Below are 14970 nucleotides of genomic sequence, written 5' to 3'. Positions count from 1 at the left end.
ATGCGAATCGACGAACTCGGACTTTCTGATGTCGTGCGGCTGTCGATGTTCACCGGCAAGGCGTCGGCGTTTCTGGCGCAAGTCGATTCCGTGACGTGGGTTCGCATCGCGGGCGCCGTCCGGGAGCACGGCGGGCGCCTGATCTCGCTGTGGGGCAAGGAAGCGGCGACGGGCGCGTTCGTCGTTTCGGCTGCCTATGCAATGGAAGATGGCCTGCTGTGGGCGCAATTGCCCGTCGCGCGAGATGGCGGCAAAGACGCCGGCTATCCGGATCTTTCCGGCATCTTTGCGTGTGCATCGCGGATGCAGCGCGCGGTCTACGATCTGCTCGGCGTGCGCGCAACGGGCGCCGCCGATACGCGGCCCTGGCTGAACCACGGCAACTGGCCCGCCGATTATTTTCCGCTTCAGAAGCAGTCGTCCGGAAACGAGCGCTTCGAGTCGCGGGAAGCGGACTATCCGTTCGTGCCCGTTGCCGGCGACGGTGTGCATGAGATAGCGGTCGGGCCGATTCATGCGGGCACGATCGAGCCGGGGCACTTTCGCTTTTCGGTCGTCGGAGAGAAGGTGTTGCGGCTGGAGGAGCGGCTTGGCTACGCGCATCGGGGCATCGAGCGGCTCTTCGAGCAGACGCCCGTGCTGCGCGGCCAGCGCCTCGCCGCGCGCATTGCCGGCGACACGACGGTTGCCTTTTCGTGGGCCTATTGCATGGCCGTCGAGCGTGCATGGAACGTTTTCGTTCCGCCGCGCGCGCAGTGGCTGAGAGCGCTATTGCTCGAACGCGAGCGCGTTGCCAATCACCTGGGTGATCTGGGCGCGCTCGGCAACGATGCGGGATTCGCATTCGGCCTCGCGCAATTTTCCCGAATGAAGGAAGACTGGCTGCGCCTGAACGATCGGGTGTTTGGCCATCGATATCTGATGGATCAGATAATCCCGGGTGGTGTCGCGCGTGACGTGACGGCGGATTTGATCGCGGCCCTCGCGGAGCAGTGCGAACGGATCGAGGTCGAAGTCCGCGTGATGCAGCGCATCTACGACGACCAGTCGGGCTTGCAGGACCGCTTTGCGGGCGCGGGCAAGCTCGCCGCGAAGGTAGCGTCACATTTCAGCGTATGCGGCCTCGCGGCACGGGCGAGCGGGCTGCGTATCGACGTGCGCGTCGATCATCCGTATGCGCCGTATCACGAAGTCGAGGCGCAAGCCGTCACCGACAACCGTTGCGACGTGGCCGCGCGTGTCGCTGTGCGGTTCAACGAGGTCTACGAGTCGCTGCGGTTGATTGGCGCGTTTCTCGACGCTCTGCCAGATGGCGACATTGCGGAACCGATCGACGCCGGCCAGCCGCCGTCTTGCGGCGTCGGCTGGGTCGAAGGCTGGCGTGGCGATGTGTTCGTCGCGATCGAGACGGGCGAAAACGGGACGATCGCGCGCTGTCATTGCCATGATCCGTCCTGGCAGAACTGGCCGGCGCTGGAGCACGCGATCATCGGCAACATCGTTCCGGATTTCCCGTTGATCAACAAGTCGTTCAATCTGAACTACGCGGGGCACGATCTCTAATGTGGCAACTTCTCAAGCAGATCGCGCGGACTGATATTCCGTCCCAGCGCATCCCCACCGACAACGATGCGTGGCGAACCGAGCATCAGCAACTCCACGCAGACATTCTCGACGTGCTCGGCCGCGCGCTGTGCATTCGACAGATCGACGCCGGCTCGTGCAACGGATGCGAGCTGGAAATCCATGCGCTGAACAACCCGTACTACAACATCGAGGGCCTCGGCATCAAATTCGTCGCGAGTCCGCGGCATGCGGACATGCTGCTGGTCACAGGACCGCTGTCGCTGAACATGAAGGAAGCCGTGCGCCGCGCGTGGGAGGCCACGCCTCATCCGAAGCTGGTGGTTGCCGCCGGCGATTGTGCATGCACGGGCGGCATCTTCGGCGGCAGTTACGCGGTGTGCGGGCCGCTGTCGAATCTTCTTCCCGTGGATGTCACCATACCGGGCTGTCCGCCGCCGCCCGTCGATCTGCTTAGGGGCATTCTCACCGCGCTTCGTGCGAGAGGGGACAAGTCCGCACCGTAAGCCGTGAAATCGCCGTGTTTCCGGCCGCGATCAGTCTTCGCTTTTCACTCACGCACGATCAGCACAGCCGCGCCTGACACGCGGCCGTTGCGCAGATCGTCGAGCGCGCGGTTCGCTTCGGCGAGCGGATAGCGCGTGACTTCGATATCGAGCTGCGTTTCCCCGGCGATCTTCATGAACGCCGCGCCATCGGCTCGCGTCAGATTCGCTACCGACACCACGCGGCGCTCGCCCCACAGGAACGCATAGGGGAACGCGGGGATGTCGCTCATGTGGATGCCGCCGCACACCACGATGCCGCCTTTCGCGACGGCCTTCAGCGCGGCCGGCACGAGCGCGCCGACGGGCGCGAAGATCAACGCGGCGTCGAGCGGATCGGGCGCGGTTTCGTCGCTGCCGCCCGCCCAAACGGCGCCGAGTCTGCGCGCGAGCCGTTGTGCGGTGGTGTCGCTGGGGCGCGTGAACGCGTACACGCTGCGGCCCTGATGACGCGCGACCTGCGCGACGATATGCGCTGCCGCGCCGAATCCGTAGATGCCGACGCGCCGCGCATCGCCCGCCATGCTCAGCGTGCGGTAGCCGATGAGCCCGGCGCACAGCAGCGGCGCTGCTTGCGCGTCGTCGTAGTTCGCGGGCAGGTGCAGGCAGTAGCGGCTATCGGCGACAACCTGTTCGGCGTAACCGCCGTCGATCGTGTAGCCGGTAAAGGCGGGCGCATCGCAGAGATTTTCACGGCCGCCCGCGCAGTATGGACAGACGCCGCATGTCTTGCCGAGCCACGGCACGCCGACGCGGTCGCCGATTTCGAACGCGGTCACGTCCGCGCCACGCGCCGCGACTCTGCCGACGATTTCATGGCCCGGAATCAAGGGACGCTTCGGCTCGCTCAACTCGCCATCGACGACATGCAGATCGGTTCTGCACACGCCGCACGCGTGAACGTCGATCAGCAGTTCGCCTGCTGCCGGCGCGCGGTCAGGCAGATCGCGTTCGGCGAGCTGCGGACTCGAACCGTCGAAAACCATGGCGCGCATGATCAATCCTCCTCGCACTAAGCAGGCGATGGCCGCTGCCGATCGAATCGCGCAGCCGCGTCATGCGGCACGCCGATTCCCATCTGCAACATGCATGTTAGCGCGCTGTGGCGGCGTGCGTTTGCGTCAACGCGTATCAGGGGCGGCGTTGTCATCCCGGAGCCGTTTTTCGCGTCCTTGCGCCGCGCGTTCGGGCACGGCGATGGAGGCGAGCCACGGTTGCCAGGCGCGCATCCAGATTGCCCACGTCGACATCGGCGACATGAGGGGCGACATCAGCGAAAAGAGGGCGGGTTGAAAGAACCACTGCGCGGCCGCTTCGATGGTCGGTACGGCCGTGATGTGAATCGCGATGCTTTCTGCGCCAAGATCGGGCAGCTTGCGTCGAGTGATTTCCACATCGACGGTCGGCAAGTGGGCAGTCAGTTTCGTTTCCATGCTCAACCTCGCATTGATCGGTGAGGCCGCGAGTGCGGGCGGTTGTCGGCTTATCGGCGGATAGCTGCATTCTCCGATCACAGTTTATCGAAGCCTTTGCATGGTGTCCTCCATTCGCGTGTCTAACGTCAATTGTCGATGACCCGGAGACCGAGGGCTCCGCATCGTACAAGATGTTTGCTCAACACAATCTGCCCGTGCCAAGCAGCATCCATTTCCTGCACTCGCTAGCCGTCGCCGTTGCGATCTTGCAAAGAACGGATATGGTGAGCCTCTTTCCCTGGCCGCTCATCGAACTCTGTGCATCGCGTGATGCGCTTTGCGCGATCCCCGTTAGCGAGCGACTCGATGATTCGATGGTCGGCATCATTCGCGACGAAGCATGGACCAGTACGCCCCATATTCGACGCGTCATGTATTCGGTCGAGCTGCTCATTTGAGCGCGGGCTTGTGAGGCACTCTGAAGGACTTTGAGTACACGAAATTTGCGTTTTTTCAAAAGATCTCGTGATGCTCTCAACATGTCCAGCAGATCAACCTATGTTTCAGTTGGCGGCGTTCTCTCGATGACTTCCGTCGAGAGGATCTGTTGGTCTGATATCGCGACCCTTGTTTGCTAAATAACCATACGACAAATATAGGTGTGAAAGATGAAACGTAGATATGCGAATTGACACGCGTGCTCTGCAATCGGCGAACAATGAGGTTTTAAATGAACACAGCGTATCGGTCGATCTGGAATGATGCATTGGGTGCGTGGGTCGCTGTTTCAGAACTGGCGCGGGCTCGTGGAAAGATATCCGGAAGCAGTCGCGGCAGACGTTCAGACGTAAAGCGGGTGTGGATGAAAAGGCCGATCGCGAGAGGGGTGGCAGTCGCGGTCGCTGCAATGTGGGCAGTGAATGTCGCATGGGCTGGGGCGATCGCCAACTGTTCCGGAACGGCTACAAACACTGCTAATAGCCGTAGTAACGCCGGTAGCGGCGCGTGGAATACAGGTGCGAACTTTAGTTTCGCTGAAGGCAATTGCGGAACGGGAACTGGGGTGATCCTCACGGAAGCCCCGAGTGCTAACGCAGGCGTTGCCGGGTCGCAGGCCTACATGTGGATAGGCCAGACCGGGAACAACGCGTCGGGAGCGATCACGCTATATGGGCCGGCCGGGATTACGCTGAATGGCACGACATCCCTTAACGATCACCAGATAACAAATCTGGCGGCAGGTGTGAATCCCACCGATGCCGTCAACGTTTCGCAGCTGACATCGCTGTCGACGTCGACTTCCACGGGGATTAGTTCGTTGTCGACGGGGTTGAGCACGACGAATAGTAATGTGGCTTCCTTGTCGACGTCGGCATCGACGGGGATTAGCACAGCACAGAGTGGTGTGAATTCGCTGTCGACAGGGTTGAGTACGGCGAATAGTAACGTGGCTTCCTTGTCGACGTCGACTTCTACGGGCATCAGTGCTGCACAAACCGGCGTGAATTCGCTGTCGACGGGGTTGAGTACGACGAACAGCAACGTGGCGTCGCTGTCGACGTCGACCTCGACGGGCATCAGCACGGCACAGAGCGGCGTGAATTCCGTATCGACAGGCCTGAGCACGACGAACAGCAATGTAACGTCACTCTCGACGTCGAGCTCGACGGGAATCAGCACGGCACAGAGCGGCGTGAATTCCGTATCGACAGGCCTGAGCACGACGAACAGCAACGTGGCGTCGCTGTCGACGTCGACTTCCACGGGACTCAGTTCTTTGTCGACGGGGATCAGCACGGCACAAAGCGGGGTGGATTCGCTGTCGACAGGGTTGAGTACGACAAACAGCAACGTGACGTCGTTGTCGACGGGTGTCAGCACGGCGCAAAGCGGGGTGGATTCACTATCGACGGGGCTGAGTACGACAAACAGCAATGTGACGTCACTCTCGACGTCGGCGTCGACGGGAATCAGCACGGCACAGAGCGGTGTGAATTCGCTATCAACAGGCCTGAGTACGACAAACAGCAACGTCGCGTCTTTGTCGACCTCGACTTCCACGGGACTGAGTTCGCTGTCGACGGGTGTCAGCACCGCGCAAAGCGGAGTGAATTCACTATCGACGGGGCTAAGTACGACAAACAGCAACGTGACGTCGCTGTCGACGTCGACCTCGACGGGCATCAGCACGGCACAGAGCGGCGTGAATTCACTATCGACAGGCCTGAGCACGACGAACAGCAACGTCGCGTCTTTGTCGACCTCGACTTCCACGGGACTGAGTTCGCTGTCGACGGGTGTCAGCACCGCGCAAAGCGGAGTGAATTCCCTATCGACGGGGCTAAGTACGACAAACAGCAACGTGACGTCGCTGTCGACGTCGGCGTCGACGGGGATCAGCACCGCACAGAGCGGAGTGAATTCACTATCAACAGGCCTGAGTACGACAAACAGCAATGTGACGTCGCTGTCGACGTCGGCGTCGACGGGGATCAGCACCGCACAGAGTGGCGTGAATTCGCTATCAACAGGCCTGAGCACGACGAACAGCAACGTCGCGTCTTTGTCGACCTCGACTTCCACGGGACTGAGTTCTCTGTCGACGGGCATCAGCACCGCGCAAAGCGGCGTGAATTCACTATCGACGGGGCTAAGTACGACAAACAGCAATGTGACGTCACTTTCTACCTCGGCGTCGACGGGGATCAGTACCGCACAGAGCGGCGTGAATTCGCTATCAACAGGCCTGAGTACGACAAACAGCAACGTGACGTCGCTGTCGACGTCGGCGTCGACGGGGATCAGTACCGCACAGAGCGGCGTGAATTCGCTATCAACAGGCCTGAGTACGACAAACAGCAACGTGACGTCGCTGTCGACGTCGGCGTCGACGGGGATCAGCACCGCACAGAGCGGAGTGAATTCACTATCAACAGGCCTGAGCACGACAAACAGCAACGTAGCGTCACTCTCGACGTCGACCTCAACAGGCATCAGCACCGCACAGAGCGGAGTGAATTCACTATCAACAGGCCTGAGTACGACAAACAGCAATGTGACGTCACTCTCGACGTCGACCTCAACAGGCATCAGCACCGCACAGAGCGGCGTGAATTCCCTATCAACAGGCCTGAGCACGACGAACAGCAACGTCGCGTCTTTGTCGACCTCGACTTCGACGGGACTGAGTTCGCTGTCGACGGGCATCAGCACCGCACAAAGCGGAGTGAATTCCCTATCAACAGGCCTGAGCACGACAAACAGCAACATAACGTCACTCTCGACGTCGACCTCAACAGGCATCAGCACCGCACAAAGCGGAGTCAATTCTCTATCAACAGGCCTGAGCACAACCAACAGCAACATCGCATCCCTTTCCACTGGCGTCGCCAATTCAGTCCAGTACGACGGCGCCGATCACTCGAGGATCACCCTGGGCGGCCCCGGCGCTTCCGCCCCGGTGGCATTGACCAACGTGGCGGCGGGCGTTCAACCGACAGACGCCGTCAACTACAGCCAGCTGACTTCTCTGTCGACGTCCACATCGACAGGCATCAGCTCGCTTTCGACGGGCCTCAGCACGACCAGCAGCACCGTGACGAGCCTCTCGACGTCGACCTCGACAGGCATAGCATCGCTGTCGACGGGAATCGACTCGCTCTCGACGGGCCTCAACGCAACCAACAGCGCGCTCGGCAGTCTCTCGACGTCCACATCGACGGGCATCGTTTCGTTGTCGACGGGCCTGAGCACGATCAGCAGCACAGTCGCGGGCATCAGTTCGACCAACCTCAACGTCACGAGGCTCTCGACATCGCTGGTGGAATTGAGCGCGGCATCGGACGTCGCCTCCAATCGCGGCGCGGCGCTGGCCGGCACGCTGTCGGGCGGTGCGGGTCCGGGCGGAGCAATGACGACTCAAGGCAGGTCGTTCGGCAGCACGCAGGCGCGCGGCGTACTGGCGGCAGGCTGCGGCGTCGCCAACGGCACCGACACGACGGCGACGGGTCTCTGCGCCAGTGCCGGCAGCATCGCCAACGTCAACGGCGCAACGGCCACGACGGTCGCGAATGGCGCGACGGCATACGGCTCGCAATCCCTCGCGCAGGACACCAACACCACCGCAATCGGTTTCAGAGCCACCGCGATGAACGAAGGCTCGGTCGCGCTGGGCTATCAAAGCCGGGCGTTGGGCGATCCGACCGTCGCGGTCGGCGCGAACACGATCGCATCCGGATCGAACGCCGTCGCGCTCGGCGCGAATGCGAGCGCCACCGCGCCGTCGAGCGTCGCAATCGGCGCGAACTCCATTGCGGATCAACCCAATACGGTCTCGGTCGGTTCTCCCGGCAACGAGCGTCGCATCACCAACGTCGCGCCCGGTATCAACCCAACCGATGCCGTCAATGTGTCGCAATTGCAGGGCGTTCAGCGCGATGTCAATAACGTCGCCCGTTATGCCTACTCGGGCGTCGCGATGGCCGGCGCGCTGGCCGGCCTGCCGCAGGTGGAAGCGGGCAAGACGTTCCAGATCGGAGCAGGCGTCGGCAGCTATGGCGGTTACGCCGCGCTGGCGTTGGGCGCGAGTGCGCACGTGACCCAGTCTACCGTGGTGAAGCTCGGCGTGAGCGCAACGGGCGGAAGCCGCGTGCTGGTCAACGCAGGCATGGGTTATTCATGGTGATACCGCGCCGGCCCGGAAATGCCGCATCGGCAAACGCGCATTGCGTTCGCGTGCACGAGTCACGCTACCGGACCGGCCGCCGCAGCAACTCCTGAAGCAGCGCGCTATATGTCGCCACGACCTCGCGGTTGTGCGGAAGGTAGCGTTCGATCAACCGTCGCTGGCGCTCTCGATAGGCATGCGCATCGAACTCGCTCGCATCGAGAATATCCAGCACGCGGCGAGCGCCGTCGTGCACGTCGTTGCCCTGATAGTAGTAGCCGAGATCGGCGCACAGCGGCGCGTTGTGCACGAGCGGATAGCCTTGCCACGATACTTCCAGGTAGAAGTAGTTCAGCGGATTGTCGAACTGGTGCGAGACGACGATTTCCGTGCTGGACGCCAGAAAATCGGGCGTATCGTAGCGCCCGAGAAACACCGCCTTGTGCTGTCGAACGATGTCGAGCTGATTCATCAGCGCGATGAAATCGATGTTGTTCTGCGCGAGCGTCAATGCATTGGTGACTTGCAGCAACGCGATGTCGCCGGGACGTTCGCGATACGCGAGTTCCGCTATCAATGCCGGATACAGGCAAAACTTCACGATGTTGATATTCGGCTCCATCACCGTCAGCCGAACGGGTTTTTCGCGGCGCTCGAACAGCCCGCGATTGGGCAGCTTGTCCGCGCGTTCCTCGATAAACACGGGGCTCCACACGAACGGCACGACTCGAGCGGGGTGCCGGCGCAGCACTTCGAAGAACGACTGACTGTTTCCCGCGACCTGCGGAATAACCCAGATGTCGTCATATCGCCGATTGATGAAGAGGTTTTTGCCAAACATCTGCTTGCCCGCGAGCATGCTTTCCACTGCATGGATATATTCGAATCCGCAGCAGTAGGACACGACGCGCACGCCGCGCCGCTTCAGATAATCCGTTCGCGCTTCGTCGAGTTGACCGCCGAGTTCGATGATGACGTCGACGCGGTCCCTGGCCTCGTCGAATGCAACGGTAGGCCACGTCGCGAGATCCCAGGGCAACGCAGAAGAAACGGGTACTTCAGTGGTATTGACGAGCAAGGTCTCGTTGACGCCATCACAGTAACGCAACGTCTCGGCAAGAAACGCCGCGTTCTGTTTGATGCCGTTGTTCCAGAGCGTTTCGTCGGGCTGGTGAAGTCCGATCGTAATGCCGATGCACGACACCCCGCTCATGGCGACGCTCCGCTGCCGGCGGAAATAGCCGTTGAGCGCGTCGAGTACTTCACATAGCGGCGTATCGTCAGGCAACCGGGCGGCGAGTCGATCAGCGAGACGGAAGAGCCTCGATCCTGCGCTCTCGTGTAGACGGTCATGTGCGCGAGCAATGGCGTCGCCTGATACCCATGCAGTTCGCGCTGCGCGATCTCCTTGCATGCGTGAAGATCGAACGCGATCCGCTCTGCTGCGACCGAGCACGAGCCGTCCGCCTCCGGAACGGCCGTGAGCGAAAGCGCTGCGTTGCCTTGCGCATATTCCAGACCGACTAGCGTGAACGCCGCGGCCACGTCGGCGCGCCGGCGGTCCCAGTCGAACAGCACATCGCTGTTGCGGGCGTCACGCCCGCCGATGGACGACAGCGCGCCCAGCACAGGCGCGCACTGGCGCACGCCCGCGTTGGCGGCGGCGATCGAGAGGGGATCGCGTGTTTCAGCCGGCGTACCGGGTTGGGCAAGCACGCCCTGCGCGAAACCATAGTTCGCCGTAACAAGCCAGCTTGCAGCGAGCGCGGCAAATGCGGCAAGCGCGCCCAGGCAGGCAGTCAACGCTATATGACGGCTCATGTCGGCACCTCTGCGGAAAACAGAGAAGCGATCGCTTCACTGTACGACCTGACATTGTGTTCATTCTCCGGGTCGAGCGTTTGCAAGAACGCACGTGCCGTGCGGCGATACTCGCCCAGATTGACGTCATGCGCGGCGAACGCGTGCAGAAGCGCGGCGCCTCCTTCTTCGCAATCGAATGCGTCGTAGCGGTAACCGCAATCGCCGATCAGATGTGAGTTGTGAATGAGCGGGTATCCGCCATGCAGCGCCTCATAGTAGAGGTAGTTCTGCGCGTTTTCCCATTGATGGGCGACGACGGCATCGACGTGTTCGCTCAATAGCTGATAGGTGGGAAAGCGCCCTTCGAACGTAGTCAGTCCATGCCGGACGATATCGAGGCTGCGTGCAAACGCATCGAAGCCGGCGTGCTCTTTCATGCCGAGTGTGTTGCAGACCCAGACGTGTTCGATCGCATCGGCGTTGACGCGATGCGCCGCTTCGCAACAGAGCATCGGCAAGTGGCTTGTCTTGACCATGCAGACATTGGGTTCGAAGATGCCGACGCGCCAGCGCCTGCGCCCCGGATGGTAGCCGAATGATTGACCGGGCGGCAGGCTTGCGGCCCCGCGTTCGAGCACGAGCGGACTCCACAGGTGCGGCACGATGCGCACGGGCGCGCGTATCGCACTGCGATAGTACGGCGCGCAGGTGCGCTCGTACTCGGCAAGCGTCCAGACTTCGTGATACGGCGACCCGCTGATCAGCAGCGCGTGCGGCTTGTCGAAGATCATCCGCTCGATGTCGATCACGTAGTCATTGCCGACGCGCATCGTGACCAGCTTTCCGCCGCGCTCGCGAAACCTGACGGCCCATTCGCGATCGAGTTGCGCGCTCATTTCGATCATCACGTCCAGATGCAACGCCGCATGTTGCATGTCGATCAACGCGACATCCGTATCTTCGATGAACCGTCGCGCGTCCGTCACATCGCCGCCGCCGCCCACGACGATGCTCGCTTCCTGCACGGACGGAATCCGCTTGAGCAGCGTCACGAGAAACAGGCAGTTCTGAAAAATGCCGTTTTCCCACAGCGATTGCTCGCCCTTGCGCACATAGAGCGAGACGCCGACACGAAGCCGCTTCGCCGATCGAGCCGCGCCGCTCACGCCGCGTATCCAAAGCCGGTGCCGCAAACGAGCGATTGCAGCCGCGCTTCGTATGCGTCGACATTGCGCTGCTGGAAAGGGCTGACGGCATCGAATACCGTGCGCGAGCGCGAGCGGTATGCATCCAGTTGCCCGTGATGATGAAGCGCTGCCGCTTGCAACTGACGACCGCCGTCCTGCGCGTCGAAACCGGCGTAGTAGTAGCCCGCATCGCGCAGCCACGGCGAGTTGTGGATCAGCGGATAGTCGCCATACAGCACATCGAGATAACTGTAGTTCTGGTCGTTTTCCCACTGATGCGCGACCACGGCGTCCGCATGCTGCGCCATGAAGCCGACTGTATCGTGACGTCCGTGAAAAGTCGCCCGATGTTCTTTCACGATGTCGAGCGAGTTGGCGAGATGCAGCATGGTCGAATGATCTTTCATATGCAATGTGTTGAGGGCATGCATCGCCGAGATGCCGTGACGGTCGGCGCGATAGGCTTCATCGCAGATCAGCATCGGAATGCTGGCCGTTTTCACCACGGAAATGTTCGGCTCGAAGATCGCGACACGCAGCCCTGAACCGGATTCGGTGCGAGCCGAGCGATCCGCGTCGTAGCCGTAGCGATACCCGAGCGCTTCGATTTCGGCGACGCGCGCCTCGACGAACGCGGGATGCCAGAGGAAGGGCACGACATGCACGGGGCAGCGATGCAGCGTGCGCATCAGCGGAATATGGGCGCGGTCTTTCGGCATCAACCACACTTCGTCGCAACGCTCCGGCCGGGCCGCATAGACGGGCCGCCCGAAGATGGCCGGCTCGATCAGCGCGACATAAGGCTGGCCGCAACAGAGAAACACCGCTTTGCGGCCGCGTGCGCGCATCAACGCGAGCCATTGAGGGTCGAGGGCGCCCGCCATTTCGACGATGACGTCGACTTCATCGGTCGCTTCGCGTTGCGTGACGATACGAAGAGAAGGGGCGATTGCGCTGACTTCTCGGGGCAGTTGCTGCTCGCTGCCGACGTCGATCAACAGCACCGACTGCACGCACCGCAACCGCTGCAATGTCAGCGCGAGAAACACGACATTCTGTCCAATGCCGTTTTGCCAGATGCTCTGGTCCTTGTGGCTGAGGACAGAGATTCCAATGCGCATCCGATCACCCCCTCGTGTCGATACCGACAACGGACACCGGCGCCATTTCTGCGTTCTCGGTGCTGGCTGCGGCCGGTTTGGATCGCGTGAGTTTAGGCAGGGTTTCTGTTTTTCAACAACGGATGCAAGGCGTTCGTCACGCGGAATGAACACGTTGAAACGGTCATCACGAAGCGAAGCATTTATTGCATTGCGGCATCGGCCGCGCGCCTATGCGCCGATGCTCCCACGCGCCCATGCGCCCATGCGCCCATGCGCCCACGCGCCCACGCGCCCACACGCCCACACGCCCACACGCCCACACGCCCACACGCCCACACGCCCACACGCCCATGCGTCCCCGTTACGTGTAAATCGCCAAAAAGTTCGCACCTTATGCCTGCTTCGGCTGTCAAAGGAAGAGGCTGTCCGGACTCGCGTCCCCGGCAGCCGGGCACGCCCGCGCCAACCGGCACAGGATGTGCACGTGAGCTCCTGCACGCATTCAGATCTGAACGAACAAGGAGGGCGGTCATGACCACGACTGCCAGTTTTCACATCGGGTATACGCAATACCTCGGCTCCGACGGCGAGCCCGTGCAGCCCCTGCCGGCCTTCGCGCGGGAACCGGCGGCGCTGATCCCGCTCTATCGCGCGATGGTGCTGACGCGCGCCTTCGATACCAAAGCGGTCGCGCTGCAGCGCACCGGCAAGCTCGGGACGTTCGCTTCGTCGGTTGGGCAAGAGGCGATCGGTGTCGGCGTCGCGAGCGCGATGCACGCCGACGACGTCCTGTTTCCGTCCTACCGCGATCATGCCGCGCAATTGCTGCGCGGCGTCACGATGACGGAAAGCCTGCTGTACTGGGGCGGCGACGAGCGCGGCAGCGATTTCAGCGGGCCCCGTCTCGACTTTCCGAACTGCGTGCCGATCGGCACACAGGTCTGTCATGCGGCGGGCGCGGCCTACGCGTTCAAGCTGCGCGGCGAGCCGCGCGTGGCCGTCGCGATCTTCGGCGACGGCAGCACGTCGAAAGGCGACTTCTACGAAGCGATGAACATGGCGGGCGTCTGGCAGGCGCCGCTCGTGCTCGTCATCAACAACAACCAGTGGGCGATCTCGGTGCCGCGCGGCATGCAGAGCGCGTCGCAGACGCTCGCGCAGAAAGCGATCGCGGCGGGCATCGACGGCTTGCAGGTCGACGGCAACGACGTGATCGCGATGCATCAGGTCGTGTATGCGGCGCTCGAAAAAGCGCGGCGCGGCGATGGCCCGACACTGATCGAAGCGCTCAGCTATCGCCTCGGCGATCACACGACGGCCGACGACGCCACGCGCTATCGCGATTCCGAAGTCATTCGCCAGCAATGGGCGCATGAGCCGCTCTTGCGTCTGCGCACGTACCTGATGCGGATGAACGTCTGGGACAAGGCGCAGGACGAAGAACTCGGCAAGGCCTGTCATGCGCAAGTCGAAGAGGCCGTCGAAGCGTATCTCGCCGTGCCGCCGCCCGATGTGTCCGCGATGTTCGATCACCTGTACGAGAGCCTGCCTCACGCGTTGCGCGAGCAGCTCGAAGCCGCGCAGCGCTTCGCGCCCGTTGCTGCGAATGGACAGGCGAACGGCCGGGCGAATGGCCAGGCGAATGGCCAGGCGAGTGGGCAAGGCAACGGTCAGGAGAACGGTCATGGCTGATCTCAACATGATCGATGCGCTCAATCAGGCGCTTGCCTACGAGCTCGAACACGATCCCGCCGTCGTGCTGCTCGGCGAAGACATCGGCGTGAACGGCGGCGTGTTTCGCGCGACGGCCGGCTTGCAGGCGCGCTTCGGCGCGCAACGCGTGCTCGATACGCCGCTCGCCGAAACGGGGATCGCGGGCGCGGCGATCGGCATGGCGGCGATGGGGCTGCGGCCCGTCGCGGAGATCCAGTTCAGCGGCTTTCTCTATCCGACGATCGATCACGTGCTGAATCACGCATCGCGCCTGCGGCACCGCACGCGCGGACGCCTCGCGTGTCCGCTCGTGATCCGCGCGCCGTGCGGCGCGGGCATCCACGCGCCCGAGCATCACTCCGAAAGCCCCGAGGCGCTGTTCGCGCACATTCCGGGCTTGCGCGTCGTGACGCCGTCGTCGCCGGCGCGCGCGTATGGCCTGTTGCTCGCGGCGATCCGCGATCCCGACCCGGTGATCTTCTTCGAGCCGACGCGCCTCTATCGCCTGTACCGGCAAACGGTCGAGGACAACGGCGAAGCGCTGCCGCTCGACACCTGCTTCACGTTGCGCGACGGCTCCGATGTCACGCTCGTCAGCTGGGGCGGCGCGGTGCAGGACGCGCAGGCCGCCGCCGATCTGCTCGCGCAGGAAGGCGTGATGGCCGAGGTGATCGACGTCGCGACGCTCAAGCCGATCGACATGAACACGATTCTCACATCGGTCGCGAAGACGGGCCGCTGCGTGATCGTGCACGAGGGCTCGCGCACGGGCGGCATCGGTGCGGAGATCGCCGCGAACATCGCGGAGCGCGGGCTTTACTCGCTGCTCGCGCCCGTGCAGCGCGTGACCGGCTACGACGTCGTCGTGCCGCTGTACCGGCTGGAGAATCAATACATGCCCGGCGTCGCGCGCATCGTCGCGGCCGTCCGGCAGGCTCTGGAGGCGTCGTGAGG

Annotated in this window: 12 protein-coding genes and 1 pseudogene; 7 read left to right on the top strand and 6 right to left on the bottom strand. The window is 62.5% G+C overall.

Annotation, left to right across the window (positions count from 1 at the left end):
• Both VSR68_RS04850 and VSR68_RS04845 read left to right on the top strand, forming a co-directional pair.
• Positions 1-1563, top strand: coding sequence for an NADH-quinone oxidoreductase subunit C (locus tag VSR68_RS04850; RefSeq protein WP_342938702.1), 1563 nt, complete (start codon positions 1-3; stop codon positions 1561-1563).
• The gene (locus VSR68_RS04845) at positions 1563-2090 is read left to right on the top strand and encodes an NADH-quinone oxidoreductase subunit B family protein (RefSeq protein WP_342938701.1); all 528 of its coding nucleotides are present in this window, start codon (positions 1563-1565) and stop codon (positions 2088-2090) included. The genes VSR68_RS04850 and VSR68_RS04845 overlap by 1 nt, the downstream gene beginning before the upstream one ends.
• Before the next feature lie 44 nt (positions 2091-2134).
• On the opposite strand, the gene VSR68_RS04840 is transcribed toward VSR68_RS04845, so the two are convergent.
• Positions 2135-3124 carry a zinc-dependent alcohol dehydrogenase family protein gene (locus tag VSR68_RS04840; protein ID WP_342938700.1) on the bottom strand — a complete coding sequence of 330 codons (990 nt, stop codon included), beginning with the start codon at positions 3122-3124 and terminating at the stop codon, positions 2135-2137.
• A 126-nt stretch (positions 3125-3250) separates the two neighbouring features.
• Positions 3251-3562: a hypothetical protein gene (locus VSR68_RS04835; RefSeq protein WP_342938699.1), complete on the bottom strand. Its 312-nt coding sequence runs from the start codon at positions 3560-3562 to the stop codon at positions 3251-3253.
• A gap of 32 nt (positions 3563-3594) precedes the next feature.
• Between VSR68_RS04835 and VSR68_RS04830 the strand changes: the two genes are divergently transcribed.
• The 3 genes and pseudogenes from VSR68_RS04830 (at position 3595) to VSR68_RS42735 (ending at position 8228) form a co-directional block, all read left to right on the top strand.
• Positions 3595-4002: a hypothetical protein gene (locus tag VSR68_RS04830; RefSeq protein ID WP_342938698.1), complete on the top strand. Its 408-nt coding sequence runs from the start codon at positions 3595-3597 to the stop codon at positions 4000-4002.
• 272 nt (positions 4003-4274) lie between these two features.
• Positions 4275-4340 (top strand): annotated as a pseudogene (locus VSR68_RS42740) (ESPR domain-containing protein); the annotation flags it as partial.
• Positions 4341-4664: 324 nt separating this feature from the next.
• Positions 4665-8228: a YadA-like family protein gene (locus VSR68_RS42735; RefSeq protein WP_428983465.1), complete on the top strand. Its 3564-nt coding sequence runs from the start codon at positions 4665-4667 to the stop codon at positions 8226-8228.
• 64 nt (positions 8229-8292) lie between these two features.
• Here VSR68_RS42735 and VSR68_RS04805 read toward each other — a convergent pair whose 3' ends face one another.
• Genes VSR68_RS04805 through VSR68_RS04790 form a run of 4 tightly spaced genes read right to left on the bottom strand, consistent with a single transcriptional unit; the run spans position 8293 to position 12321 of the window.
• Positions 8293-9423, bottom strand: a complete 1131-nt coding sequence (locus tag VSR68_RS04805; RefSeq protein ID WP_342938695.1) for a DUF2827 domain-containing protein — start codon at positions 9421-9423, stop codon at positions 8293-8295.
• A complete protein-coding gene (locus tag VSR68_RS04800) occupies positions 9420-10031 on the bottom strand; it encodes a hypothetical protein (protein WP_342938694.1) in 612 nt (203 codons plus the stop codon). Before VSR68_RS04800 ends, VSR68_RS04805 begins: the two co-directional genes overlap by 4 nt.
• Positions 10028-11179, bottom strand: a complete 1152-nt coding sequence (locus VSR68_RS04795; protein ID WP_342938693.1) for a DUF2827 domain-containing protein — start codon at positions 11177-11179, stop codon at positions 10028-10030. The genes VSR68_RS04800 and VSR68_RS04795 overlap by 4 nt, the downstream gene beginning before the upstream one ends.
• Complete coding sequence (locus VSR68_RS04790) at positions 11176-12321, bottom strand: DUF2827 domain-containing protein (protein ID WP_342938692.1); 1146 nt, start codon at positions 12319-12321, stop codon at positions 11176-11178. The genes VSR68_RS04795 and VSR68_RS04790 overlap by 4 nt, the downstream gene beginning before the upstream one ends.
• A gap of 513 nt (positions 12322-12834) precedes the next feature.
• Here VSR68_RS04790 and pdhA point away from each other — a divergent pair.
• Both pdhA and VSR68_RS04780 read left to right on the top strand, forming a co-directional pair.
• Positions 12835-13995, top strand: a complete 1161-nt coding sequence (gene pdhA, locus VSR68_RS04785; RefSeq protein WP_342938691.1) for a pyruvate dehydrogenase (acetyl-transferring) E1 component subunit alpha — start codon at positions 12835-12837, stop codon at positions 13993-13995.
• Complete coding sequence (locus VSR68_RS04780; protein ID WP_342938690.1) at positions 13988-14968, top strand: alpha-ketoacid dehydrogenase subunit beta; 981 nt, start codon at positions 13988-13990, stop codon at positions 14966-14968. Before pdhA ends, VSR68_RS04780 begins: the two co-directional genes overlap by 8 nt.
• The last annotated feature ends 2 nt before the right edge of the window (positions 14969-14970 follow it).

The sequence above is a fragment of the Paraburkholderia phymatum genome (assembly GCF_038900715.1).
GTDB classification, from domain to species: Bacteria; Pseudomonadota; Gammaproteobacteria; order Burkholderiales; family Burkholderiaceae; genus Paraburkholderia; species Paraburkholderia phymatum_A.
The sequence above is the reverse complement of the archived record's forward strand: the minus strand, read 5'-3'. Positions and strand labels throughout refer to the sequence as shown.